We start from the raw sequence: 24,439 nt of genomic DNA, 5'->3' as shown, positions 1-24,439 counted from the left end.
GCGATGGCCTTAATTCGTCCAGTGTGAGATTCTGGCGTCATGTCCGAACCGGGCCCAGCCGCCGCGATGCCCTCTGCCAAGCAGCAGTTGGTGCTGACCGCTGAACGACTGTTCGCGCGGCACGGTCTCGACGGTGTGGCGCTACGTCAGATCGGCGCCGAGGCGGGGATGGCGAACAAGTCCGCGGTGCACTACCACTTCGGCTCGAAGGACGGCCTGGTGCAGGCCATCCTGCTGAACCGACTGCACCACCTGAACTTTCGCAGGGGTCTCTTGGAAGCCCGTGCGCCCCATCGTGATCTGCGCCGTGTCGTCGAGGCGCAACAGCTGCCGCTGATCGAGCTCGCCGAGGACCTGGAGTGCTTCTACCTCCCGTTCCTGGAGCAGCTTCTGCGCTACGACGCCGCCGTCAGCCCTCTGGCCGCCCTGCCCGACGAGCATCAGGTGTCTCACCAGGCCTATGTCGACAGGGTCGGCGCTCTGATCGGGCATGTCCCACAACCGCTGCGGGACAACCGCATCCATCAGACCTCGGCGTGGTGTGTACATGCGTGCGCCGACCGGCACCGGGCGCTGGTCAGCGGAGCGCCGGTGACGCCGTACGCGGTCCACGTCAGCGCGCTGCTCGACGGTCTCGTCGCGCTGCTCGAGGCTGAGCCCTCGGCGGAGACGCTCGCGGCGCTGCGCGGCTCGGAGCCTGCGAGACCGGTGCTCCACCCGTTGCCGTGAGTCTCAGCGGCCCGCGAGGGTGACCGGCATGTGCCGCACCCCGCTGTGTTTGTTGCTGCGCACGTACTCGATCGGGCCCGTCACCGTCACGCCGGCGACGCGATCGAGCAGCACGTCGAAGATCACCCGCATCTCCATCCTGGCCAGGGACGCACCGAGGCAGAAGTGGGTACCGCGCCCGAAGGCCAGGTGCGGGTTGGGGTTTCGGGACACATCGAACGAATACGGGTCGGTGAAGACCGTGTCGTCCCGGTTCGCCGACGCCCACCACAGCGTCACCTTGTCGCCCGCTCGGATGCGGTGGCCGTGCAGTTCGATGTCCCTGGTGGCGGTGCGGCGGTTGTACGGCGTCGACGACGCCCACCGCAGCATCTCCTCGACCGCCGACGGCAGCAGTGTCCGATCCTGACGGATCCGCTCCCACACGTCGGGACGGTGGCTCAGTGCGGACATGCCGAGCGCGATGGAGTTGCGTGTCGTCTCGCTCCCGGCGGCGATGATCAGGCTCAGGAACATGCGCTGCTCGTTCTCGCTGAGCGGCTCACCGTCGATGAGCGCGTGCGTGACGATCGACAGGAGGTCCTCGGTCGGCGGTTCCCGGCGTTTGCGTTCCAACAGCGTTGTGCCGTAGACGAACATCTGCGCCTGCGCCGCGGCCACCCGGTCGCTGGTCTCACCGATCTCGCGTTCCTCGTAGTCGAGCGTGACGTTGGCCCAGTTCATCAGCTCGTGGCGGTCCTCCTGCGGCACGCCGGCCAGCTCGGCGACGGCCTGCAGCGGCAACTCGGCGGCCACGTCGACGAGGAAGTCGCACTCGCCCTTGGCCAGCGCGGCGTCGACGATGTCGATCGCACGGCGGCGCAGGTCGGTTTCGATGGCGCGTAGCGCACGCGGTCCGGTGCTCGGCGCGAGCAGTCGGCGGAACTGTGCGTGCCGCGGATCGTCCATCATGTTCAGCAGCGCGCCGACGGCGAATCCCCTCGGCATGTCCTCGAGGGTGGTGCCGCCCCCGTCGCGGGCGCCGCCGGACTCGGAGGAGAACGTGTCGCTGTCCGCCGCCGCGGCGACGATGTCGGCGTGCCGGCTGAGCACCCAGAAGCCTTCGCCACCGGGGGTGTGCCCGGTGGGCGGATGCCACCAGACGGGGGCGTCGCGCCGCAGGACGTCGAAGATCTCGAAAGGGAAGCCGGCGGTGAACCGGTCCAGGTCGGCCAGATCGACGTCGGCCAGGTTCGGCATACGTTAGACCATACGTATGCCGTCAAGATGTCCTGTCAGAACGGACTGCTGTTCGACTGGGTCTTGGAGTCCTCGGGGCGCGGTCCGTACTTGCGGATGTAGTCGTCGTGCATCTTCGCGTCCTTCTTGCGCTTGATGACATCGACGAGATTGGGGTCGAGGCCGTGCCGGGCCAGCCGGTGGCGGCGCCACACCTTGTTGAGCGCCAAGGCCATCAGCAGCGCCCAGATGTAGATCGGCGCTGTCATCTCCAGCCGCATGTAGATCGGCGCCGGCAGCAACCAGAGCGGCGCCAGGACGATCAGCGGCGGGATGGCCCACCGGATCATGTGCCTGCGGACGGCGCCCTCGCCGGCGAGATCCTCGGCGACCCAACGGTCCATCGACTTCGGCAGGCGCTTGCCGTAGGAGTAGGCGAGGTACTGCCAGAAGTTCGGCTTCTCGGTACCGGTCGGTTCGGGGTGGGCCATGACGCTCCTTCGCGTTGGTGGTTCAGGACTGCAGGGCGCCGGCGGCGACGGCGGCCGAGTTCACCCTGGTGAGTACGTGGTGGAGATGGTCGAGCTCGGCGAGGTCGACGCCGAGGCGTTCGACGACGGCCGGCGGGATGTCCAGCGCCCGCGTGCGCAGGGCCGTCCCGGCGTCGGTCAGTTGCACGTCGGTGGACCGCTCGTCGGCGGCGTTACGTGTCCGTGAGATGAAGCCGAGCGCCTCGAGCCGTTTGAGCATGGGGGACAGCGTCGCCGAATCCATCTGCAGGGTGGTGGCGATCTTCTTGACCGACAGAGGCGGGGCCGGCTCCGAGGTCTTCTTCTGGTGGTCCCAGAGGGCGAGCATCACCAGGTACTGCGGATGCGTGAGGCCCAGCGGTTCCAGGAGGGGGCGGTAGATCGCGAGCACCGCCCGGTTGGTGACGGCCAGAGCGAAGCAGACCTGCCGCTCGAGAGCGAGGGGATCGACTTCGGCGGCAGCGACGGTCATGACTTAGATTGTGCCCTAACTATTAGGGGCCTAGCAATGTATCGTCGGTCACTGCCGCCCGAGGGTCGCCCCCGCACGACGTTCCATCGGTTTGACGATGGACGTGAAATCCGACTCCGGCCCCTCCTCGTCCTGGGTGTCACGCCAGATCTGTGCCACGGACTCGGCCAGCGCCGCCGGTGCACCCATCGCGTGGGCCTCGGACAGGTATAGCAGCACGTCCTTGGTCATCAGGCCCGTGGCGAACCCGTAGTCGAACGTGCGGGGCAGCACCGCGCGCGGGAACTTCTCGCGGCTGGCGTGAGTGCCACCCGATCCGGCGTTGAGGACGTCGATCATGATCTGTGCATCCAGTCCCGCCTTGGCGCCCATCACCATCGCCTCGGCGGTCACGGCCAGCGTCGTCGCCGCGATCAGGTTGTTGATCAGCTTCATGGTCTGTGCCGCCCCGGCGGTCTCGGACACGAACGTCGCGCGCCCGATCGCCGACCACACAGGTTCCAGTGCGTCGAATTCGTGCCGTGGTCCGGACACCATCACGGCCAGGGTCCCGGCCTCGGCGCCGTGGACGCCGCCGCTGACCGGGCTGTCGAGCGCCGCGATGCCGCGTTCCCGCAGTACCTCCGCAGTGCGCTGGGCGGCCTGCTGACCCACAGTCGACAGATCGACGAACCGGCGGACCCGTGACCCGTCAGCGACCTCGCCGGCGACGCCGGCGGAGACCTGCGGGGTCGGCAGGCTCGCCAGCACCGTGTCGGCGCGATCGGCCACCTCACGCACCGACGCGGCCGCGTCGGCCCCGATCGCCGCCGCGCGTGACACCGCGTCCAGGTTGGTGTCGAACACCACGACGGGGTGCCCGGCCGCGACGAGGCGGCCCATCATCGGGAACCCCATGTTCCCCAGCCCGATGAATCCCAGTGGCCTGTCCACCGTCTACTCGCCATCCATGTCGGCGAACGTCGCCTTCGCGATCCGGAAACTGTCGACGGCCGCCGGGATGCCCGCGTAGACGCCGACCTGCAGGAAGATCTCCCGGATCTCGTCCTTGGTCACCCCGTTGGTCAACGCGCCGCGGATGTGTGTGGCGAGCTCGTGCGGGCGGTTCAGCGTCGCGATCATCGCGAGGTTGAGCATGCTGCGGGTCTTGCGAGACAGGCCGTCACGACCCCACACCGCGCCCCAGCAGTACTCGGTGACCAGGTCCTGCAACGGTCCGGAGAAGTCGTCGGCGCCGGCGGCGGCACGTTCGACGTACTCCGAGCCCAGCACTGCCGCGCGGATCTGCGCGCCGCGCTCGTAGGTTTCGCGGTCCATCGCCGGCTCCTTCGCTGGATCTGTCAGGCGGGCGGCGGGGTGCCGATGAGAACTGCGCTGAGGCGGCAGCCGTCGGGCCCGGCGCGCCAGGCGTGGTCGACGCCCGTGAGCACCGCGAGGTCGCCCTGCTCGAGTCGGTGCGCGCCGTCGTCGAGGATCAGGTCGACGCTGCCGGAGAGCACCGTCTCCAGATCGAGGGTGTCGGTGTGGTGCATCGGCGTCTCGGAGTCGGGGCCCAGTTCGACGACCATCCACCGTGCGAGCCCCGGCGCGATGCCCTGGTCGATGACGGAGGCGGTGCCCGCCGGCCGGGCCGGTGGCGGATTCGTGGTGGTCGCGTAGGGAATTCCCATCGCGAAGCCGGGTGCCAGCTGGTCCAGGGTCAGCTCGTCCTGACTGACGACGCAGGACCTGCCGTCGGCATCGACTCCGGTGATGAACGTCCGCACTTCTCCCCGTTCCCGTGACGTCATGGCGCCGAGCCGAGGGCCGGCCAGCTGCCGTGGTGGTGACATTGGTTGCCGCCGTTTCGTTTTGCACGGTACATCGCCATGTCCGCCGCGGCGATGAGGTGATCGACGACGTCGTCCGGATCCCGATCGGCGATGATGTCCAGCGCGGCGGTCGCCGTTCCGACGCTGGCTGTCACGGGGATCGGCAGTGCGGCGATCGCCTCGCAGAGTCCCTGGTAGCGCTTCGTCGCCTCGTCCGTCGGCGCGACGTCGGCGATCAGGAACTCCTCGCCTCCGCTGCGGCTGATCACGGCGCTCGACGTTGCGGTGGCACGCAGGGTGTCGGCGACCGCGACCAGTGCCTGATCGCCGACGTGGTGTCCGTGAGTGTCGTTGAGCGCCTTGAACTTATCGAGGTCGATGAGCGCCACCACGAGGTGTCGGGCGTCCCCGGGGCGGTCGAACAGGTTCAGGGTCTGGGTGCGGAACGCGCGCCGGTTCAGCAGGCCGGTGAGCGGATCGTGGTTCGCATCGCTGAGAGCGTGGACCAGGTCGCCCCGAAGGGCGCGCAGCAGGCTGTGAATGGCCAGCGGCATCGCCAGGTTGGCCTGCACCACGATGAAGAGATCGACCGCGGCCAGCGCCGGGCGGCCTGCCATGGCGAGCTCGACGGCATGGACGGACGCGACCACGACCGCGAGGGCGACGACGCAGAGCACCGAGCGTGTCGAGTGGAAGAACGCCAGATACGCACCGATCGTCATGAAGGTGATGCATCCGAGCAGCGCGGCCAGCGGATCCGGATAGGCCAGACACGCCAACGTGATCGAACACGTCGTGACCGCCGCGAACGCCGCCGACTGCCTGCGGGTGGGCCATCGCCGCACCCACAGCGCCGCGCCCGCGACACCCCCGGCTGCGGCCGTCCACATCATCGCGACGTACGGCTGGGTCGTCGGTCCGCCCGCGCCGAGGGCGAGGATGACCGACGAGACCGCCATCAACAGCCCGATCGCCGCCAGGCCGGCACGGACGTACATCGCGACGCCCCGGGCGTCGAGGAAGTCGCTGAACCACTCGTAGTGATCCGAGTGCCGCTGATCCCGCTGCATCCACACCATCTCGTCGCCGCCCGCCGTCCGCCGTCGACCCGCGGCGGTACTCCATGATGCTCGGTCCGGTCCACGGGCGGCGTCACAGGGTGGGGCTCTGTGACGGTCGCGGCGCATTCCTTGCCCGACCTTCCCGCGCGCCCGTAGCCTCGTGAACGTGGCCGGCGTGACAGCAGTTCGAGCCGATGACCTCGCTGGATTGGCCGTCTTCGACGGGATCACCACCGAGGCGCTGGTGCCGCTGGCCGCGCAACTGCGGCCGTTGACCGCCGCCGCGGGGCAGGTGCTGATGCAGCAGGGTGAGCTCGCGGTGTCGTTCCTGCTGATCGGATCCGGCCGCGCCGAGGTCACCCACACCGGTGAGGACGGTCACGACACCGTCGCGATGCTGGAGCCCGGGCTGATCGTCGGGGAGATCGCACTGCTGCGCGACGCGGCGAGGACTGCCACCGTGATCGCCACCGAACCACTGACCGGATGGGTCGGCGGGCGCGAAGCGTTCGCGACGATGCTCGACGTGCCCGGGATGATGGGCAAGCTGGTGCGCACCGCGCGGCAACGTCTGGCCGCCTACATCACCCCGATCCCGGTGCAGGCCCGCGACGGCACCGTGCTCTACCTGCGGCCGGTTCTTCCCGGGGACATCGAACGCACCACCAGCGGGCAGGTGGAGTTCTCCAGCGAGACGCTCTACCGCCGATTCCAGTCGGTGCGCTCGCCGACGAGGTCGCTGATGGCGTATCTGTTCGAGGTCGACTACCTGGACCATTTCGTGTTCGTCCTCACCGAGGGGGTCGACGGTCCGGTCGTCGCCGACGTGCGCTTCGTCCGCGATGAGAAGAATCCGGCCGAAGCGGAGATCGCGTTCATCGTCGGCGACGCCTACCAGCACCGGGGTGTCGGAACCCTGCTGATGGCGGCCATCTCGGTCGCCGCCGCCAGCGACGGCGTGCAGCGGTTCACCGCGCGGGTGCTGACCGACAACTACGCGATGCGCGCGATCCTGGACCGGTTCGGCGCCCGGTGGCGCCGAGACGATCTGGGAGTGGTCGTCACCGAGATCGCCGTGCCGCCCGTCAAGGACCTGCCGCTGAGCCGCGAATTGGCCGACCAGATCCGCGCGGTGACGCGTCAGGCCGTGCGGGCGGTCGGCTGATGCCCCGGCGGCGGGCCGCCGATCAGACCGAGCGGCGGGCCGCCGATCAGACCGAGCAGCGTGCCCGCAGACCGCCGCTGAACAAGGACACCCGGGTCTGCATCTCGCTGTCCGGGCGGCCGAGCAACATCGGCACGAGATTCCACAATCACCTCTACGACGTGTACGGCCTGGATTTCCTCTACAAGGCCTTCACCACCACCGACATCGTCGCCGCGATCGGCGGGGTCCGCGCGCTCGGCATCCGCGGCTGCTCGGTGTCGATGCCGTTCAAGGAGGACGTGCTCGCCCTCGTCGACGAGATCGAGCCGTCCGCACAGGCGATCCGCTCGGCCAACACGATCGTCAACGACGTCTCCGTACCCGGCGGCAGGCTCACCGCCTCCAACACCGATTACCTCGCCGTCGGGCAGCTCATCGACGACAACGGTCTGGACCCGCACGACGCCGTGCTGATCCGCGGCAGCGGCGGCATGGCCAAGGCCGTGGGCGCCGCCTTCGTGGACGCCGGATTCCGCACCGGGTTCGTCGTCGCCCGTAATGCCGCGACGGGAGCCGCGCTGGCCGACCGACTCGGCTACGAGTTCCGGCCCGAGGTCGGTTCGGTCGAGGCGTCCGTCCTCGTCAACGTCACCCCCGTCGGGATGGCGGGAGGACTCGACGCCGACGAGATCGCCTTTCCCGAGTCGGCGATCGCCGCCGCGGACACGGTGTTCGACGTCGTGGCGATGCCGTCGGAGACGCCGCTGATCCGGGCGGCCCGCGCGGCGGACCGCCGGGTGATCACCGGCGCCGAGGTGGTCGCTCTGCAGGCCGCCGAGCAGTTCGCCCGCTACACCGGCGTGCGGCCCGACCCCGGGCACGTCGCCGAGGCTTCCGCTGTGTCGAGAGCCTGAGCGCCGGCTACGGGGTGATGGTGGTCTGCTCGTCGATGGCCGCGGTCGCGTCCATCAGCGGCATGGCGAAGTCGTCGGTTCCCTCTGCGGTGACCTTGAGGACGAAAACCGCTCCGTCCGTGGGGATCACAGTGGTCTTCTGCGCGAGCATCCGGGTGACACCGTCCCTGGTGTAGAAGCCGCCGATCTGCGTGGCGTCGAATCCGCTCAGCGTGCTCGGCTTACCCTCGGTCGCGCCCTCGAAGCCGGGCAGGGCGATCGTCTCGTTGGGTGCGTACTCCAGGATCTTGGCGGTGTCGACGGGGCCGGTGAGCTTGTCGACGAACGCGACGATGGTCGGTTTGTTCGGTGACGGCCCGGCGAGCACGAGCGCGTCGTAGGCGCCCTCGGGCGTCTGCGGGCCCGCCGGCTCCCAGCCCGGGGGGATCGGAAGCTGGATCGTCGGCGCGCCCGGTTCTCCCTTGGCGACGGGCGTCGAGGTGATGCCGTTCTCGTCGACGTACTGCTGGATCGTGATGCCGGGAGCGGCGGCCGGTGATGGCGAGGTCGGGGGAGCAGGGGTCGTGCTCGACGTCGACGAGGTCTCTGACGCCGACGGCGTCTCCTGCGCTGTGGTCGCGTCACCCGCGGTCTGTGACCCGCAGGCCGACAACCCGATTCCGACGGCGACGGCGACGGCGGCGGCGCCGGCCCGGTTGGCGATGATCACGTCGTCTCCTGTTCGGCGGCCACGGGGTGCCGCCCGTGGGGAAGGGGGATTTCGGGCTCAAGGCTAGCGAATTCACGGGCCGATCCTCGACGAGGTTTGCCGATAGTGTCCGCCGTCGACCGGGCGGTGCTACATATGGGCTGTACCGGCACGACGGGTTGGGGGTCGGGACATGGGCGTGGGTATTCGCTCGGTCGTCGCGGTCCTTTCCGCGCTCACGGCGGCGCTGGCGATACCCGCGGGGGTGCCCACTCCGGTCGCGGTCCTGGTGGCGAACACCACCGCGCTCGTGATGGGCGGCACCTTCCATCCGCTGACGGGGCCCAGGGATTCGCCGGAGTTCGTCACCGCGTATCTGGACAACGCGGTCGACAACCAGATCTCCGCGGCGTACGGCTATGCGGTCACCAATGCGGTCGCCGTGTACACGCCGGAGGAGTTCTTCCCGCTCGGAGGATTGACGTTCGACGATTCCGTCGCCGAGGGGCTGGCGAACCTCGGCAGATGTCTGCGGGCCGAGCCGGGGTGTGTGTTCAATGCGGACCCGGCGGTCGCAGCGCGGGTGGGCACGGTGGCTCCGCGGCACGACGACACCTTCGTGGTGTTCGGGTATTCGCAGAGCGCCGCGGTGGCCTCCCTGCTGAAGCGTCAGTTGATCGACGCTCCCGGACCCGAGCCGGCGGCGACGACCTTCATGCTCGCCGCGAACCCGATGCGGCCCAACGGCGGTGTCCTCGGGCGCTTTCCGGCTCTGACGATCCCGATCCTCGGTATCACCTTCCACGGGGCGACACCCACCGCCGGCGTGGACGGCGCGTACCGGACCGTGGACGTCGTGCGTCAGTACGACGGACTCGGCGGCGACTTTCCGGTGCGTCCGTTGAACCTGCTGGCCACGGTCAACGCGCTGCTGGGCTACGGCATCATGCACGGGGAGACCGTCGACGTGCCGTTCGCCCAGGCACGTTTCCAGGGCCGCGAGGGTGACACCGACTACTACCTCATCGGGACGGACCTGCTGCCGCTGTTGCAACCCCTGCTGTTGTTCGTGCCCCGCCCGATCCTCAGCGCGCTCGACGCTCCGCTGCGGGTCCTTGTGGAGGACGCCTACGACCGCGACGCGGGCCCGGGTGATCCGACGACGGCCCGGTGGTGGCCGGTCAAGGATTTCGCCGGCACCGCGGCCAAGCTGATCGCCTCGGTGCCGGTCGCGGTCGACAATCTCACCGAGGGGTTCGGCTTGGGGCGGGTGCTGGGCACGCCGGTGCCGGGTGTGTTCGGCGTCGGGGGCCCGGATCTGCCCGATGTCGACGAAGGCGGCGCGGTGACCTCGGACATCGACGAAGATGCTGTCGCCCAACGGGATTCGGCGTCCTCGACCGAACGGTCGGCGCCGGCAGAGGAGAGTCGGTCCGCTGTCGGTGGCGCGGACTCCGACGGTCGTGATGACGTGGTCGACCCGGAACCGGCCGCACCGGAGGCCGAGACTTCTGAGGCCGAGACCGTGACCGAGACCGAAGCCGACGACGCCGACGACGCCGACGACGGCGCCGACGCGGACGACGAGGACATCGATGCGGACGGCGCCGATGCGGACGGCGAGGACACCGCCGGCAACACGGCCGAAGCCGCCTGAACGAGCCCTCGCCAAACCCTCGCCAAAACCGTGGTATCAACACCGCGTGAGGCTCGTCGTCGCATGCGCCCTGGCTCTGCTCGGGATCGCCTGTGCCCAGCCCGCCCCGCCGCCCCCGGCGGCGGCGCCGGAGAAGCCGGCCTCGACGACCGTGAACCCCGCCAGGATCGACCGCGCGCGGGACGGCCTCCCCGACGGCTACGAGGTCACCCCGTACACCGGCAGTCCCGCGCCGTTCGCCTCGTGGGGCCTGCAGGAGTCCGCGGTCGCCGACCCCGCGCAGTGCGCGACGCTCGGGGCGCCCGCCGTCGACCCCGCGTCGGCCCGCGGCTGGTCGGCCTCCGGCGCCGGCGGCATCGTCTACGCCGTCGTCGCCGGCGCCGCGCCCGAGGCGACGCCGCCGTCGCAGCTGTTCGGAGAGTGCGCGCAGTGGTCCGTGACCGCGGGGCGCGCGACCGCAACCGTGACCACCCGGCCCGGGCCCGCCGTCGACGCGGCACAGACGTCGGCGATGAGCACGGCGATCACCATCGTCGTCGAAGGAGGCACCGAAACACGCTCACATGCAGACACTTTCGTCGCATACCTGGGCGACCACGTCTGCTACATCGTCGTGGTGACAGATCCGGGATCGCCGCATCCCGGGCTGGCACCCGAGTTCGGTTCGGATCTGCTCGTCGAAACGGTGTCGACGCTGCGGGGCTGAGCCGCCCCGCGCCGGTACATTGGCGGCGATGTCGAACGCCGGGAAGTACCTCGCTCTGCCAGTGGCCGCGGTGGTCGGGCTGTCGACGGCCTGCAACGCCGCTCCGGCCGAGGACTTCTCGAAGGCCGATATCGCCCGGGTGGCCGAGGTCAAGAGTGGTTTCGCGCCGTCGTACACGGTGAACACCGTCGGGCCGGCCGCCATCGATCCGCGGTTCCTCACGGCCCAGAAGCTGCCGCCGGGTCTGACCTTCGACCCGCAAGACTGCGCCAAGAGCGCCACCGAGAACACCGTCCCCGAAGGCGTCAAGGGGAACATGGCCGCGACCACCGCCGAAGGCGACGGCGTGCGCTACATCGTCATCGCGGTCGAGACCTCCGAAGCCGTCCCGGTGAACACCCCCAGCGACCAGTGCAGGAAGGTGACCTTCACCGGGGCGGGAATGCGCGGACTGGTCGAGGTCGTCGAGGCGCCCGCGGTCGACGGGGTCACGACCGTCGGCACGCACCGGGTGCTGCAGACGGTGACCGAGGAGGGGCCGCGCACGGGTGAGCTCTACAACTACGTCGCGACGTTCGGCAATTTCATCGTGATCGTCACCGCCAACCCGCTCGTCGTCGCCGACAAGCCGGTCGCGCGGATCGACACCCAGCGCGCTCGCGACCTCGTCACCCAGGCGGTCGGTCTGGTCAAGGGCTGACGCGCCTCATCGCACGTCGTGTGGACGGAATTGGATGCTGATGCGCGGCCCGGTCGGCCTGGTGGTCTTCGGGACGGCGTGTTCCCAGGTGCGCTGGCAGGACCCGCCCATCACGAGCAGATCGCCGTGGCAGTGCCGCAACCGCAGTGACGGCCCGCCGCCTCGCGGACGGAGTGCGAAAACCCTTGTCGCGCCGATGCCGACGATCGCGACCATGGTGTCCTCGGTGCTGCTGCGCCCGATGTTGTCGCCGTGCCAGGCCACGCTGTCGTCACCGTCGCGGTAGAGGCACAGACCCGCGGTGACGAACGGTTCACCCAATTCGCCGGCGTAGACGTCGTTGAGGCGGCGCCGCAGTTGCTTGAGCCGCGGATGGGGTGCGTTCCCGTCGAGCAGGTTGTGGAAGCTGACCAGCCGCGGCACATCGAGCACCCGGTCGTACATCTGCCGCCGTTCGGCGCGCCACGGGATGCGGTCGCGCAGTTCGGCGAACAGCGTGTCGTCGGACGAACCGTCCTGCGACAGCCATCCGGAACGCACCTCCAGCCACGCCCCGTTGCCGAGGTCGCGGCGATCGGACTGCTCGAAGAGTGAGCTCTGCAGTGCCGGCTCCATGCCGCCGAGCCTATCGCACAGGCGTTCGAAAAATCGAGACTCTAGAGGCGGGCGGCGCCGGGCCCCTCGTCGGCCAGCACATCGCCGGGGTTGGCGAGTGCGCAGATCTTCAGGCTCAGGCACCCGCAGCCGATGCACCCGGCGAGGTTGTCGCGCAGCCGTTCCAGATGCAGGATGCGCTGGTCCAGGTCGTCACGCCAGCCCGCCGAGAGCCGGGCCCAGTCCTTACTGGTCGGCACGCGGTCCGACGGCAGGGTCGCCAGGGCCTCGCGGATTCGTGCCAGCGGGATGCCGAGCCGCTGCGACATCCGGATGAAGGCCACCCGCCGCAGCGTCTCGCGGGCGTAGCGGCGCTGGTTGCCGCCCGTGCGCCGGCTGGTGATCAGCCCCTCGCGCTCGTAGAAGTGCAGCGCTGACACCGCCACCCCGCTGCGCGCCGCCATGTCGCCCGGCGTGAGCTCGTGGGGCCATTCCATGACCTCAACCCTAGTTGCGGTTACGGTGCACATGTGACGGATGCGCCGTTGGGATGCAATTCGGAGGTGGGCACCCTCCGGGCGGTGATCCTGCACCGACCCGGAGCCGAACTGCAGCGGCTCACGCCCCGCAACAACGACACGCTGTTGTTCGACGGTCTGCCGTGGGTAGCGCGTGCACAGCAGGAACACGACGCGTTCGCCGACCTGCTGCGGTCGCGGGGGTGGAGGTGCTTCTGCTCGGCGATCTGCTGACCGAGGCGCTCGACAAGAGCGGAGCGGCCCGCATGCAGGGCATCTCGGCCGCGGTAGATGCCCGCCGCCTCGGCGCACCGCTGGCGCAGGAACTCTCGGCGTACCTGCGTACCCTCGAGGCCGCGCCGCTGGCCCGAATCCTGATGGCCGGCATGACGTTCGACGAACTGCCGTTCGGCGAGAACGAGCTGTCGCTGGTGCGGCGCATGCACCACGGGGGCGATTTCGTCATCGACCCGTTGCCGAACCTGCTGTTCACCCGCGACTCGTCGTTCTGGATCGGGCCGCGCGTGGCGATCACGTCGCTGTCGATGCACGCCCGGGTGCGCGAAACCTCGCTGACCGACCTGATCTACGCCCACCACCCGCGGTTCCTGCGGGTCCGGCGGGCCTACGAGTCGAGGTCGGCGCCGATCGAGGGAGGCGACGTGCTGCTGCTGGCGCCGGGTGTGGTCGCCGTCGGGGTGGGGGAGCGCACCACCCCCGCCGGTGCGGAAGCGTTGGCGCGCAGCCTGTTCGACGACGACCTCGCGCACACCGTGCTGGCCGTGCCGATCGCGCAGGAGCGCGCGCAGATGCACCTCGACACCGTGTGCACGATGGTCGACACCGACGCGGTCGTGATGTACCCCAACATCCAGGACTCGTTGACGGCCTTCCCCATTCGCCGGAAGTCCGGCGGCGTGACGATCGACCGGGCGGCGCCGTTCGTCGACGCCGCGGCCGACGCGATGGGCATCGGCAAGCTGCGGGTCATCGACACCGGTCTGGACCCCGTCACCGCCGAGCGTGAGCAGTGGGACGACGGCAACAACACGCTCGCCCTCGCGCCGGGAGTGGTGGTGGCCTACGAGCGCAACACCGAAACCAATGCGCGCCTTGCCGACTCGGGTATCGAGGTGCTGCCGATCGCGGCCTCAGAGCTCGGCACCGGCCGCGGCGGACCGCGCTGTATGTCGTGCCCGGCAGGCCGCGACCCGCTGTAGCCGTCGCCCCCATTCGCGCCGAAATTGCATTCCAGCAGGGAAAGCGCGAGTACGGGCCTGCTGGAATGCAAGTTCGGCGGATTGGTTGCCTAACGCCAGGACGGCAGCCAGATCTGCATGTTCCAGGTGTGCTGCGAGATCGGCAGGCCCGTCAGCACCGGGTAGAGCCACGCGAAGTTGGTGATGACGACCGCGACGTAGATGCACACCACCAGCAGGCCCAGCGTTCTGCGCTCGGAATTCTGTCCCGGTTTGTACAGAATGTCGCCGAGGATCATTGCGATCATCAACACCAGGAACGGCGCCATGGTCGAGGCGTAGAAGAAGTACATCTGCCGGTCGATGTCGGCGAACCACGGCAGGAAGCCGGCGTTGTAGCCGACCAGCAGCACCGCATAGCGCCAGTCCCGCTTCACGAACGCCCGCCACACCGCCCACGCGAGGACCGGCACCGCGAGGAACCACATCGTCGGGGTGCCCACCAGCATGACGGCCTTGACGCACGACTGCGCGCCGCAGCCCGACACGTTCTCGGTGTCGATCGCGTACAGCACCGGCCGCAACGACATCGGCCACGCCCACGGCTTGGACTCCCACGGGTGGTGGTTGCCGTCGGCGTTGGTCAGTCCGGAGTGGAAGCGGTAGGCGGCGTAGGTGTAATGCCACAGCGACCGGACGGCGTCGGGGAGCGGCAGGACGCTGTCCGGGCCGATCGAGCGGCCCACCTCGTGGCGGTCGACGCCGGTCTCGGAGGCGAACCACGGCGTGTACGACGCCAGATACACGCCGAACGGGATGAGCACCAGCGCGTACAGGGACGGGCCGACGTCGCGGCCCAGCGTGCCGAGCCAGGGGCGTGGCACCCGGTACTGCTTGCGGGCGGCCACGGTGTACGCGACGGTCATGAGCCCGAAGAACATCACGAAGTAAAGGCCCGACCACTTCGTCGCGCAGGCGAGGCCGAGAAGCACGCCCGCCCCGAACCTCCACCACCGCACACCGAGCCGCGGACCCCACGGCGTCTCGTCGATCCGGCCCTCCGAGAACGCGACGTGCATGCGCTCGCGGATCTGGTCGCGGTCGACGATCAGGGCGCCGAACGCCGCGACGACGAACAGCGTCAGGAACCCGTCCAGCAGCGCGGTGCGGGCGGTGACGAAGCTGACGCCGTCGGCGATCAGCAGCAGCCCGGCGATCCCGCCGACGAGCGTCGACCTGCTGATCCGCCGCGCGATACGGACCACGAGCAGCACGAGGATCACGCCGCAGACGGCGCCGGAGAACCGCCATCCGAGCCCGTTGTAGCCGAAGATCGCCTCACCGATCGCGATCAGCTGTTTGCCGACCGGCGGATGCACCACCAGCCCATAGCCGGGGTTGTCCTCCAGGCCTTTGTTGTGCACCATCTGCCAGGCCTGCGGCGCGTAGTGCTTCTCGTCGAAGATCGGGGTGCCCGCGTCGGTGGGGGAGCCGAGGTTGAGGAATCGCGTCACCGCGGCCAGCGCGGTGATGACCGCGGTCATCGCCCAGCCCTGCAGGCGGTCGAGCGGGCCGAAGTCGGCGACGGGCACGACCGGGCCCGGGCTGATGACAGGGACCGCGCGCCCGCTCCTCTCGAGTTCCTCGGTCGGGGCGGTCACGCAAGCGATCGTAGGCTGTCAGGCATGACGGCCGGACGACTGCTTGTGGGCGCCACGCCGTTGGGTCAGCCGTCGGACGCCTCGGCCCGGCTGGTCCGGGCGCTGGGCAGTGCCGACGTCATCGCCGCCGAGGACACCCGGCGGGTCCGCACCCTCGCCACCGCGCTGGAGGTCAAGCCGAGGGGCCGCATCGTGAGTCTCTACGACCAGAACGAGGCGTCCCGGGTACCCGCGCTGCTCGACGACATCAAAGGCGGTGCGACGGTGCTGCTGGTCAGCGATGCCGGTATGCCGTTGATCAGCGACCCGGGCTACCGCCTGGTCGCGGCCTGCGCCGAGAGCGACCTGCCCGTCCAATGCCTGCCCGGCCCGTCGGCGGTCACCACCGCGCTGGCCGTCGCGGGTCTGCCGTCCGAGCGATTCTGTTTCGAGGGGTTCGCCCCGCGTAAATCGTCGGCGCGCGCGACGTGGCTGCGGTCGCTGAGCGCCGAGCCGCGCACCTGCGTGTTCTTCGAGTCGCCGCGCCGGCTGGCCGAGACGTTGCGCGACGCCGTCGAGGTGCTCGGAGCCGACCGCCGGGCCGTCGTGTGCCGGGAGCTGACCAAGACGCACGAGGAGATCGTGCGCGGCACGCTCGGTGAACTCGCCGAGTGGGCCGTCGACGGCGTGCTGGGGGAGATCACCGTGGTGCTGGCCGGTGCGACACCGTCCGCGGACCCCGAAGCGCTGGTCGCCGAAGCGCTGCGGTTGGTCGACGACGGGATGCGGGTCAAGGACGCGTGCGCGCAGGTCGTCGCCGCGAATCCCGGCGCTCCGTCGCGCCGCGAGCTCTACGATGCGGTTCTACGCGCGCGTGAGTGAGGGGCTGCGATGGCGCTACCCGGTCTGGTTCTGGTCCACGGCGGCGGATACGCGGGAGACTGCTGGGACCCCACCGTCGCCGAGTTGCGCAGGCAGGAGCCCGCGCTCGACGTGCTCGCGATCGACCTGCCCGGCAGGCGGTCCCGGCCCGGCGATCTGCGGACGGTGACGTTCGCCGACTGGGTCGACTCGGCCGTGCGGGACGTCGACGCGGCCGGCCTGGACCAGATCGTGCTCGCCGGGCATTCGTTGGCCGGCCTGACGATTCCCGGGATGGCAGCCAAGCTCGGCGCGGCACGGGTGCGCGAGCTGGTGTTTGCCGCCGCGTCCGTGCCGCCGGCGGGCGCCACCGTCACCGACACGATCGGCGGGATCGCCGGCGTGCTCGCCCGGCGCCGCCGGGGGGTCGTCGGGCCGGGAGTGACTCCGCGCTGGTTCGCGCGGTACTCCTATACCAACGGGATGACGCGTGCGCAGCGCAGGCTTGCGCTGGAACGGCTGTACCCCGAATCGGCCCGAGCCTTCCACGAGCCCGTGTACCGAACCGGCATGCCCGACGACGTACCACGCACCTGGATCCTGACGACACGCGACCGCGCGCTGAGCCCGAAATGTCAGCGCGCGGGGATCGCGGCGCTCGGCGGCGTGCAGAAGCTGATCGAGATGGATACCTGCCACAACTTGATGATCAGCGAGCCGACGCGACTCGCCGAGATCCTGATCGAGCGGTGCCGGCTTCACCCCCGATGATCGGGGCCGCCTTGTCCAGGCACTCCTGCCATTCGCGGTCGGGGTCGGAGTCGGCGGTGATCCCTCCGCCGACGCCGAGCACCGCGGTGCGCTCGGCCGCGAACTCGACGGTCCTGATCGCGACGTTGAGTTCGCATCCGGCTGTTGGTGACGCCATTCCGACTGTGCCGCAGTAGATTCCGCGGCGCTTGCGCTCCCAGCCGACCAGCAGCTCGCGGGCGCGCTGCTTCGGGGTGCCGGTCACCGACGCCGGCGGGAACGTGGCGTCGAGCAGTGCGCTCGTCGGTAACTCCGACGGCACCTGCGCGGTCACGGTGGAGACGAGATGCCAGACCCCGGGTGCGGGACGCACCGCCAGCAGTTCGGGGACGGCCACCGAACCGGTGCGCGCGACACGGCCGAGGTCGTTGCGCACCAGGTCGACGATCATGATGTTCTCGGCGACGTCCTTGACCGACGCGCGCAACGCGGCGGGATCGGCGGAGCGCGGCAGCGTGCCCTTGATCGGGCTGGACGCGACGGCGTCACCGCACCGGCGCAGGAACAGCTCCGGGGACAGCGACGCGACCGCCCCCCAGTCCCCGGCCACGTAGGCCGCGCGGGCGGGCGCCGTCCTGGTCACCGCGTCGGTGAAGAACTCCAGCGGATCCCCGTCGAGGACGCCGGTGAACTGCGTGCACACGCACGCCTGGTAGACCTCACCGGCCGCGATCGCGTCGAGGCACGCCAGCACACCCAGCCGGTGCGCGTCCCGGTCGGCCGGTTCCCAGGTGACAGTCGAGCGTCCGGGCTCGGCCGGGGACCGCAACGCCTGCTCGATCCAGGCGGACATCGTTGCGCCCGAAAGACTTTCGTGCCACCACGCGCCGTCCCGGTCGCAGCGCAGTACCGAATCGGACCAGCCGCCCGCGGCTTCGGGGATCCGTGGACCCAGGCCGTCGGCGCCGGCGTCGGGATAGGACAGGTAACCGAACCACCCGCCACCCACCGCGCCGTCGCAGCGGTATCCCGGTGTCACGTCGAAAACCGTCCGAGGCGCGACGGCCGACACGCTCACCGACGGAGCGATCACCGCACGGGAGCCGAACCAGTCCCCGATCAGCGCTGCGGGCGGGGCGAGCCCGAGATGCGCCGTCGCGACCCCGAGCGCACGCAGCACTGACGGGGCGTCGCCCAGATCGCCGAGCCGCTCGATACGCACGCGCTCATTATCGGCTGATGGTGCGCGCCACCATCACCCCTGTCAGTTTCTCCGGATTGCGCATCGCGTAGAAGTTGGTGATCCGGCCGTCGGCCACCTCGAACGTGACCACGCCCTCCAGCACGTCGCCCGTATAGAGCACCAGCGCGGGCGCACTGTTGTAGAACGCGGGCTCGACCCTGGCCTCGCCGCCGGCGAGCCGGACGAAGCCCAGGATGAGGCGGGCGACCTTGTCGGCACCTTCCACCGGACGCCGCGCCGCGCTGACCTTGCCGTCGCTGTCGGCGGTCCACACCACGTCGGGCGCCAGCATCGCCATCAGTGCGTCCAGGTCGCCGGTGGCCGCCGCGGCGAAGAACGTCATGGTGATCTCGCCGGAGGTCTTCGGGTCGACGGGTTCGAACCGCTTGCGCCGCGACTGCACGTGCTCGCGGGCCCGGTGTGCGATCTGGCGGACCGCGGCCGTCGACTTGCCCAGCGTCGCCGCGATCTCGTCGTGCCCGAAGCCGAACACCTCGCGCAGCACGAACACCGCCCGCTCGTCGGGGCTCAGGGTCTCGAGCACCACGAGCATCGCCATCGACACCGACTCGGCCAGCACCACGTCGGCGGAGGGATCGGCCTCGGTCAGGAGAGGTTCCGGCAGCCAGGGTCCGACGTAGTCCTCCCGGCGGCGGGATTGCGCGCGCAACGTGTTGAGTGCCTGCCGGGTGACGAGCCGGGCCAGATAGGCCTTGGTGTCGGTGACCGCGGCGAGATCCACCTCGGCCCAGCGCAGGTAACTCTCCTGCAGCACGTCGTCGGATTCTGTTGCGCTGCCCAGGATCTCGTAGGCGATCGTGAACAGCAGCGGTCGCAGCTGCGTGAACCTCTCGGCGTGTTCGTCACCCGGCGCCGCGGTCATCGGACCGGCACCGCCGTCGACGCGATCAGCTCGGAACGGTCCGGGCCCTTCAGTGAGCGGTAGGACCCGGGCTTACGCGCCTCGGCGGCAAGCCATGTGATCGTGAACCGGCACACCTGCTCCTTGACGAACGCTCCCGTGCGACCGCCGAGGTAGAGGTTGAGCGGGGTGTCGTCCTTGCGCTGCAGCTGCACCGTTCCGGCGTCGCGTCCCAGGCTGATGCACTGCCCGGACATCGGCACCGTCGCCACAGCGGCGTCGGTGCCGGCGATCCGGGCCAGCACGGTTTCGGCGGCCTGGGCTCCCAGCGGCAGTCCGGCCTGGCAGCTCATCCGGTAGGGCAGACCCGACGGGGCCGCGGAGTCGCCGGCCGCCACGATGCGGTCGTCGTCGACGCTGGTCAGCGTTTCGTCGGTGAGGAGCCGTCCCAGCGGGTCGGTGGCCAATCCACTGTCCGCGGCCAGCGTCGGCACACCGAATCCGGCCGTCCACACCGTCACCGCGCTGGGCAGGGACCGGGCGTCGTCGAGGACGACGTGGTCGGCCCCGACCGAACGGACGGATGCCGACACCAGATGGACACCGAGCTTGCGCAGCCTCCTGGTCACCGACCGGCGGCCCGGCCCGCTCAGTGACGGGCCGACGACCGGGCTGACGAGGGTCACGTCGCGTCCCGCCTCGGCGAACTCCGCGGCCGCCTCGATCCCGGTCAGCCCGCCGCCGATCACCACCACCGGTGCGATCGCTGCGACGTCGGCCAGCCGGGAGCGCAGCCGCTGCGCCTGCTCCAATTCGGCCAGGGGATAGGCGAACTCGGCGGCGCCCGGGACGCCGTCCGGCACGGCGCCGGTGCTGCCGACGGCGTAGACCAGATAGTCGTAGTCCAGGCTCGCGCCCGAGCTCAGCGCGAGTCGCCGCGCGGGCGCGTCGATGCGCTCGACGTTGTCGACCACCAGTTGCACGCCGGGGTTGAGCACGGCGCCGAACTCGGCGACGGCGCTGCTGGTTCCCCGTCGCTTCGCTCGCCCGGCGGTGCTGGTTCCCCGTCGCTTCGCTCGCCCGGCGGTACTGCCGGCGTCGGCGGCGAGCTGGTGCAGGCGGATCCGCTCGACGAACTGGGGCCTCGGGTTGACCAGCGTCACGTACAGGTCGTCGCGTGTCAGCAGCCGGTTCGCGGCCATCACGCCGGCGTAGCCGCCGCCGACGACGATCACCCGGATGTTCTTTGCGGTCATGGTGTCTCCTCTCGAAGGGCTTGTGCCCTCAAGACACCGCTGGGCGCCGATCTGTGACATCACGGCTCACAGTGTGGCGCACATCACTACGCAGGCGTCAGACCAGACCCAGTGCCAGCATCGCGTCGGCCACCCGGATGAAGCCCGCGATGTTCGCGCCCGCGACGTAGTTGCCGGGCTGGCCGTACTCGTCGGCGGTGACCAGGCAGCGATTGTGGATGCGGCGCATGATCTGTTCGAGCCGCAACTCGGTGTCGGCGAACGTCCAGGAGTCGCGGGATGCGTTCTGCTGCATCTCCAGCGCACTGGTCGCCACCCCGCCCGCGTTGGCGGCCTTGCCCGGAGCGAAGATCACTCCCGCGTCGGAGAACTGTTTGATCGCGTTCGGCGAGCACGGCATGTTCGCACCCTCGGCGACCACCTTGCAGCCGTTCCTGATCAGTGCAGCGGCCTCGTCACCGTTGATCTCGTTCTGCGTCGCACACGGAATCGCGATGTCGCACGGCACTTCCCACACGCTGGCGCCCTCGACCGACGTGGCGCCACCGCCACGCAGCTCCGCGTAGTCCGACATCCGGCCCCGGCGCACCTCTTTGACCTCTTTGAGCAGCGCGAGGTCGATGCCCTTCTCATCGACGACGTAGCCGCTGGAGTCCGAGCACGCGACCACGGTGCCCCCGAGCTCGTGGATCTTCTCGATGGCATAGATCGCGACGTTGCCCGAGCCGGACACCACGACGTCCTTGCCCTCGAACGTGTCGTCGGAGGCCTTGAGGATCTCGTTGATGAAGAACACGGTGCCGTAGCCGGTGGCCTCGGTGCGGACCTGGGAGCCGCCCCAGGTCATGCCCTTCCCGGTGAACACACCGGACTCGTAGCGGTTGGTGATGCGCTTGTACTGGCCGAACATGTAGCCGATCTCGCGCATGCCGACGCCGGTGTCGCCCGCGGGCACATCGGTGTACTCGCCGAGATGGCGGTACAACTCGGTCATGAAGGACTGACAGAACCGCATGATCTCACCGTCGCTGCGGCCCTTCGGATCGAAATCCGACCCGCCCTTGCCGCCGCCGATGGGCATGCCGGTCAGCGAGTTCTTGAAGATCTGTTCGAAGCCGAGGAACTTGACGATCCCGAGGTACACCGACGGGTGGAAGCGCAGGCCGCCCTTGAACGGTCCGAGTGCGGAGTTGAACTCCACCCGGAAGCCGCGGTTGAGCTGCACGACGCCGTTGTCGTCGATCCACGGGACCCGGAAGATGATCTGGCGCTCGGGCTCGCAGAGCCGGCGGATCACCGCCGAATCGACGTAGTCCGAGTGCTTTTCGACCACCGGTCCGAGGCTGCTGAGCACCTCGTAGACGGCTTGGTGGAACTCGGCCTCACCCGGATTGCGGTGTGCGACCTCGTCATAGATGTGTTGCAGCTGCTGGTGGAGTTCAGTCATCTCGTGTCGTTTGATAGCGGGGAAACACGCCCGTGGGCGCAGGCAGTGCGGTGCCCGGTGTCAACCGCACTGTGATCGCGCTGAATGCGCGTCGGTCTTCGGGCTGCCCGAGCAGGTCGAGCAGGGTGGCCATGGTGGCCGGCATCACCGGCTGGCTCAGCAGCGCCGCGATACGGACCACCTCCAGCGTCGTGTACAGCACCGTGGCGAAGCGGCCGGGATCGGTCTTGCGCAGCACCCACGGCTCCTGCGCCGAGAAGTAGCGGTTGGCCGCGCCCAGCACCGACCAGATCGCCTCCAGCGCAAGGTGCATCGCGGTCGCGTCGTAGTGCTCGCGGACACGGTCGAGCAGGTCGTCCGCGGCGGCGAGCATCGCGGTGTCCTCGGCGGTGAACTCGCCGGGTTCGGGCACCGCGCCGTCCAGATTCTTGGCCACCATCGACAGCGACCGCTGGGCGAGGTTGCCGAACTCGTTGGCCAGATCGGCGTTGATCCGGGCGATGATGCCGTCTTCGCTGTAGCTGCCGTCCTGGCCGAACGACACCTCACGCAGCAGGAAGTAGCGCAGCTGGTCCACCCCGAAGGTCTCGACGAGGTCGTTCGGGTCGACCACGTTGCCGACCGACTTGCTCATCTTCTCGCCGCGGTTGAACAGAAAGCCGTGGGCGAACACCTTTTTCGGCAGTTCGATGCCCGCCGACATCAGGAACGCCGGCCAGTACACGGCGTGGAACCGGATGATGTCCTTGCCGATCATGTGCAGGTCTGCCGGCCAGTACCGGCGGAACGTCTCGGAGTCGGTGTCCGGGAAGCCGACGCCGGTGAGGTAGTTGGTGAGCGCGTCGACCCATACGTACATCACGTGGTCGGGGTGGCCGGGCACCGGCACACCCCAGTCGAACGTCGTACGGGAGATCGACAGGTCGCGCAGACCACCGGAGACGAAGCTGACGATCTCGTTGCGCCGCACCTCGGGCTCGATGAAGTCCGGCCGTTCCGCGTAGAGCGCCAGCAGCCGGTCGGTGTAGGCCGACAGCCTGAAGAAGTACGTCTCCTCCTCGGTCCACGTGACCGGGGTGCCCGTCTCGGTGGCGATGCGGACGCCGTCGGCGCCGATCGACGTCTCGGCCTCGGTGAAGAAACGTTCGTCGCGCACCGAATACCAGCCGGAGTACTTGTCGAGGTAGACGTCGCCGGCGTCGACCATCCGCGTCCAGATGGCCTTCGAGGCTTCGTAGTGGTCGGCGTCGCTGGTGCGGATGAAGCGGTCGAAGGAGACGTTCAGCTTCTCCTGCAGCCGTTGGAACACATCGGAGTTCGATCGTGCCAACTCGGCTGTCGGGACGCCGAGCTTGGCGGCGGTCTCGGCCATCTTCAGGCCGTGCACATCGGTGCCGGTCAGGAACCGCACGTCGAAGCCGTCGAGACGCTTGAACCGTGCGATCGCGTCGGTGGCGATGTATTCGTAGGCGTGCCCGACGTGCGGATCGCCGTTGGGGTACGCGATCGCCGTCGTGACGTAGTAGGGCTGGCTCATTTCAGGCTCAACCCTAGAGTGTGGTCGTGAGCGCTGATCAACAGCGGCGTGTGCCGCCGCCGGTACCGGAACCGCTCGACCCGCTGGTCGACGCTCACACCCATCTCGACGCGTGCGGCGCCGACGACGCCGACGGCGTGCGCGCGATCCTCGATCGGGCCGGGTCGGCCGGGGTGCGCGCGGTGGTCACGATCGCCGACGATCTGGAGTCGGCCCGCTGGGCCGTCGAGGCCGCCGACTGGGATTCCCGGGTCTACGCCGCGGTCGCGCTGCATCCGACCAGGGCCGGCGCGTTGACCGACGAGGCCCGCACGGTTCTGGAACGCCTCGCGAGCCACCCGCGGGTGGTGGCCGTCGGCGAGACCGGGATGGATCTGTATTGGCCGGGCCGTCTGGAGGGCTGCGCCGAACCCGCCGAGCAGCGGGAGGCGTTCGCCTGGCACATCGAGTTGGCCAAGCGCACCGGCAAGCCGCTGATGATCCACAACCGTGACGCCGACGCCGCGGTGCTCGACGTCCTGCGCGCCGAAGGGGCGCCCGAGACTGTGATCTTTCACTGCTTCTCGTCCGACGCGACGATGGCGCGGGCCTGCATCGACGAAGGGTGGCTGCTCAGCCTGTCGGGCACGGTCAGCTTCAAGAACGCCCGCGACCTGCGCGAAGCGGCGCCGTTGATTCCGCCGGGGCAACTTCTGGTCGAGACCGACGCCCCGTTCCTGACCCCGCACCCGTATCGCGGCGCGCCGAATGAGCCCTACTGCCTGCCCTACACTGTGCGGGCGCTGGCCGATCTGCTCGGCCGGCCCGCGGAAGAGCTCGCCGAGGAGACTTCCGCGACGGCGGTACGGACCTACGGTCTGGCGGAAGCCTGGGCCTAGGTTGCCGGGCTCGAGCTCCTT

Annotated in this window: 25 protein-coding genes and 1 pseudogene; 10 read left to right on the top strand and 16 right to left on the bottom strand. The window is 69.5% G+C overall.

What is annotated here, in order from left to right; all coding sequences use genetic code 11:
* Positions 1-39: 39 nt before the first annotated feature.
* Positions 40-729, top strand: a complete 690-nt coding sequence (locus DYE23_RS22380) for a TetR/AcrR family transcriptional regulator (protein ID WP_115328193.1) — start codon at positions 40-42, stop codon at positions 727-729.
* A 3-nt stretch (positions 730-732) separates the two neighbouring features.
* On the opposite strand, the gene DYE23_RS22375 is transcribed toward DYE23_RS22380, so the two are convergent.
* From DYE23_RS22375 to DYE23_RS22345, 7 genes are read right to left on the bottom strand one after another with little or no spacing between them, the layout of a single operon-like run.
* Complete coding sequence (locus tag DYE23_RS22375) at positions 733-1,968, bottom strand: cytochrome P450 (protein WP_115328192.1); 1,236 nt, start codon at positions 1,966-1,968, stop codon at positions 733-735.
* Positions 1,969-2,003: 35 nt separating this feature from the next.
* Entirely contained in the window at positions 2,004-2,438 is a 435-nt protein-coding gene (locus tag DYE23_RS22370; RefSeq protein ID WP_115328191.1) for a DUF5313 domain-containing protein, read from the bottom strand.
* A 22-nt stretch (positions 2,439-2,460) separates the two neighbouring features.
* Positions 2,461-2,949: a MarR family winged helix-turn-helix transcriptional regulator gene (locus tag DYE23_RS22365; RefSeq protein ID WP_115328190.1), complete on the bottom strand. Its 489-nt coding sequence runs from the start codon at positions 2,947-2,949 to the stop codon at positions 2,461-2,463.
* Positions 2,950-2,997: 48 nt separating this feature from the next.
* Positions 2,998-3,882, bottom strand: a complete 885-nt coding sequence (locus tag DYE23_RS22360; protein ID WP_115328189.1) for an NAD(P)-dependent oxidoreductase — start codon at positions 3,880-3,882, stop codon at positions 2,998-3,000.
* A 3-nt stretch (positions 3,883-3,885) separates the two neighbouring features.
* The gene (locus tag DYE23_RS22355) at positions 3,886-4,266 is read right to left on the bottom strand and encodes a carboxymuconolactone decarboxylase family protein (RefSeq protein ID WP_115328188.1); all 381 of its coding nucleotides are present in this window, start codon (positions 4,264-4,266) and stop codon (positions 3,886-3,888) included.
* Positions 4,267-4,289: 23 nt separating this feature from the next.
* Positions 4,290-4,739: a cupin domain-containing protein gene (locus DYE23_RS22350; RefSeq protein WP_235660476.1), complete on the bottom strand. Its 450-nt coding sequence runs from the start codon at positions 4,737-4,739 to the stop codon at positions 4,290-4,292.
* The gene (locus tag DYE23_RS22345) at positions 4,736-5,830 is read right to left on the bottom strand and encodes a GGDEF domain-containing protein (protein WP_115329073.1); all 1,095 of its coding nucleotides are present in this window, start codon (positions 5,828-5,830) and stop codon (positions 4,736-4,738) included. Before DYE23_RS22345 ends, DYE23_RS22350 begins: the two co-directional genes overlap by 4 nt.
* Positions 5,831-5,987: 157 nt before the next feature.
* Between DYE23_RS22345 and pat the strand changes: the two genes are divergently transcribed.
* Both pat and DYE23_RS22335 read left to right on the top strand, forming a co-directional pair.
* Positions 5,988-6,986 (top strand): acetyltransferase Pat, encoded by a 999-nt coding sequence (gene pat / locus DYE23_RS22340; protein WP_115329072.1) that lies wholly within the window; start codon positions 5,988-5,990, stop codon positions 6,984-6,986.
* Entirely contained in the window at positions 6,986-7,882 is an 897-nt protein-coding gene (locus DYE23_RS22335; protein ID WP_115328186.1) for a shikimate 5-dehydrogenase, read from the top strand. Before pat ends, DYE23_RS22335 begins: the two co-directional genes overlap by 1 nt.
* Before the next feature lie 7 nt (positions 7,883-7,889).
* On the opposite strand, the gene lpqN is transcribed toward DYE23_RS22335, so the two are convergent.
* Entirely contained in the window at positions 7,890-8,591 is a 702-nt protein-coding gene (gene lpqN, locus DYE23_RS22330) for an envelope biogenesis lipoprotein LpqN (protein ID WP_013470955.1), read from the bottom strand.
* Positions 8,592-8,763: 172 nt separating this feature from the next.
* On the opposite strand from lpqN, the gene DYE23_RS22325 reads away from it, so the two are divergent.
* From DYE23_RS22325 to DYE23_RS22315, 3 genes are read left to right on the top strand one after another with little or no spacing between them, the layout of a single operon-like run.
* Positions 8,764-10,227, top strand: a complete 1,464-nt coding sequence (locus DYE23_RS22325) for a PE-PPE domain-containing protein (protein ID WP_013470956.1) — start codon at positions 8,764-8,766, stop codon at positions 10,225-10,227.
* A gap of 46 nt (positions 10,228-10,273) precedes the next feature.
* A complete protein-coding gene (locus tag DYE23_RS22320) occupies positions 10,274-10,933 on the top strand; it encodes a DUF5642 family protein (protein WP_013470957.1) in 660 nt (219 codons plus the stop codon).
* A gap of 28 nt (positions 10,934-10,961) precedes the next feature.
* Entirely contained in the window at positions 10,962-11,633 is a 672-nt protein-coding gene (locus DYE23_RS22315) for a DUF5642 family protein (protein ID WP_099962766.1), read from the top strand.
* Positions 11,634-11,639: 6 nt separating this feature from the next.
* Here DYE23_RS22315 and DYE23_RS22310 read toward each other — a convergent pair whose 3' ends face one another.
* Both DYE23_RS22310 and soxR read right to left on the bottom strand, forming a co-directional pair.
* Complete coding sequence (locus DYE23_RS22310; RefSeq protein WP_011892812.1) at positions 11,640-12,248, bottom strand: alpha-ketoglutarate-dependent dioxygenase AlkB; 609 nt, start codon at positions 12,246-12,248, stop codon at positions 11,640-11,642.
* Positions 12,249-12,289: 41 nt separating this feature from the next.
* Positions 12,290-12,724, bottom strand: coding sequence for a redox-sensitive transcriptional activator SoxR (gene soxR / locus DYE23_RS22305; protein WP_013470959.1), 435 nt, complete (start codon positions 12,722-12,724; stop codon positions 12,290-12,292).
* 33 nt (positions 12,725-12,757) lie between these two features.
* Between soxR and arcA the strand changes: the two are divergent.
* Positions 12,758-13,965, top strand: a pseudogene (gene arcA / locus DYE23_RS22300) (arginine deiminase).
* Positions 13,966-14,054: 89 nt separating this feature from the next.
* Here arcA and DYE23_RS22295 read toward each other — a convergent pair.
* Complete coding sequence (locus DYE23_RS22295) at positions 14,055-15,605, bottom strand: dolichyl-phosphate-mannose--protein mannosyltransferase (protein WP_115328185.1); 1,551 nt, start codon at positions 15,603-15,605, stop codon at positions 14,055-14,057.
* A gap of 24 nt (positions 15,606-15,629) precedes the next feature.
* On the opposite strand from DYE23_RS22295, the gene rsmI reads away from it, so the two are divergent.
* Both rsmI and DYE23_RS22285 read left to right on the top strand, forming a co-directional pair.
* Complete coding sequence (gene rsmI / locus DYE23_RS22290; protein WP_115328184.1) at positions 15,630-16,466, top strand: 16S rRNA (cytidine(1402)-2'-O)-methyltransferase; 837 nt, start codon at positions 15,630-15,632, stop codon at positions 16,464-16,466.
* 9 nt (positions 16,467-16,475) lie between these two features.
* Complete coding sequence (locus DYE23_RS22285; protein ID WP_115328183.1) at positions 16,476-17,216, top strand: alpha/beta fold hydrolase; 741 nt, start codon at positions 16,476-16,478, stop codon at positions 17,214-17,216.
* Here DYE23_RS22285 and DYE23_RS22280 read toward each other — a convergent pair.
* The 5 genes from DYE23_RS22280 to metG all read right to left on the bottom strand — a co-directional run bounded on the left by DYE23_RS22280 (position 17,155) and on the right by metG (position 23,540).
* Positions 17,155-18,417: an aminodeoxychorismate synthase component I gene (locus tag DYE23_RS22280; RefSeq protein WP_115328182.1), complete on the bottom strand. Its 1,263-nt coding sequence runs from the start codon at positions 18,415-18,417 to the stop codon at positions 17,155-17,157. The two genes, DYE23_RS22285 and DYE23_RS22280, sit on opposite strands and share 62 nt — an antisense overlap.
* Positions 18,418-18,424: 7 nt before the next feature.
* Positions 18,425-19,321, bottom strand: coding sequence for an RNA polymerase sigma-70 factor (locus tag DYE23_RS22275; protein ID WP_115328181.1), 897 nt, complete (start codon positions 19,319-19,321; stop codon positions 18,425-18,427).
* Entirely contained in the window at positions 19,318-20,556 is a 1,239-nt protein-coding gene (locus DYE23_RS22270) for an NAD(P)/FAD-dependent oxidoreductase (RefSeq protein WP_115328180.1), read from the bottom strand. The genes DYE23_RS22275 and DYE23_RS22270 overlap by 4 nt, the downstream gene beginning before the upstream one ends.
* A gap of 97 nt (positions 20,557-20,653) precedes the next feature.
* Positions 20,654-22,003, bottom strand: coding sequence for an NADP-specific glutamate dehydrogenase (gene gdhA / locus DYE23_RS22265; RefSeq protein WP_011892820.1), 1,350 nt, complete (start codon positions 22,001-22,003; stop codon positions 20,654-20,656).
* Positions 21,996-23,540: a methionine--tRNA ligase gene (metG, locus tag DYE23_RS22260; RefSeq protein ID WP_115328179.1), complete on the bottom strand. Its 1,545-nt coding sequence runs from the start codon at positions 23,538-23,540 to the stop codon at positions 21,996-21,998. The genes gdhA and metG overlap by 8 nt, the downstream gene beginning before the upstream one ends.
* Before the next feature lie 26 nt (positions 23,541-23,566).
* Here metG and DYE23_RS22255 point away from each other — a divergent pair, with 26 nt between their 5' ends.
* Positions 23,567-24,418: a TatD family hydrolase gene (locus DYE23_RS22255; protein WP_115329071.1), complete on the top strand. Its 852-nt coding sequence runs from the start codon at positions 23,567-23,569 to the stop codon at positions 24,416-24,418.
* Positions 24,419-24,439: the final 21 nt, after the last annotated feature.

The sequence above is a fragment of the Mycolicibacterium gilvum genome, assembly GCF_900454025.1.
Taxonomy (GTDB): Bacteria; Actinomycetota; Actinomycetes; order Mycobacteriales; family Mycobacteriaceae; genus Mycobacterium; species Mycobacterium gilvum.
The sequence above is the reverse complement of the archived record's forward strand: the minus strand, read 5'-3'. Positions and strand labels throughout refer to the sequence as shown.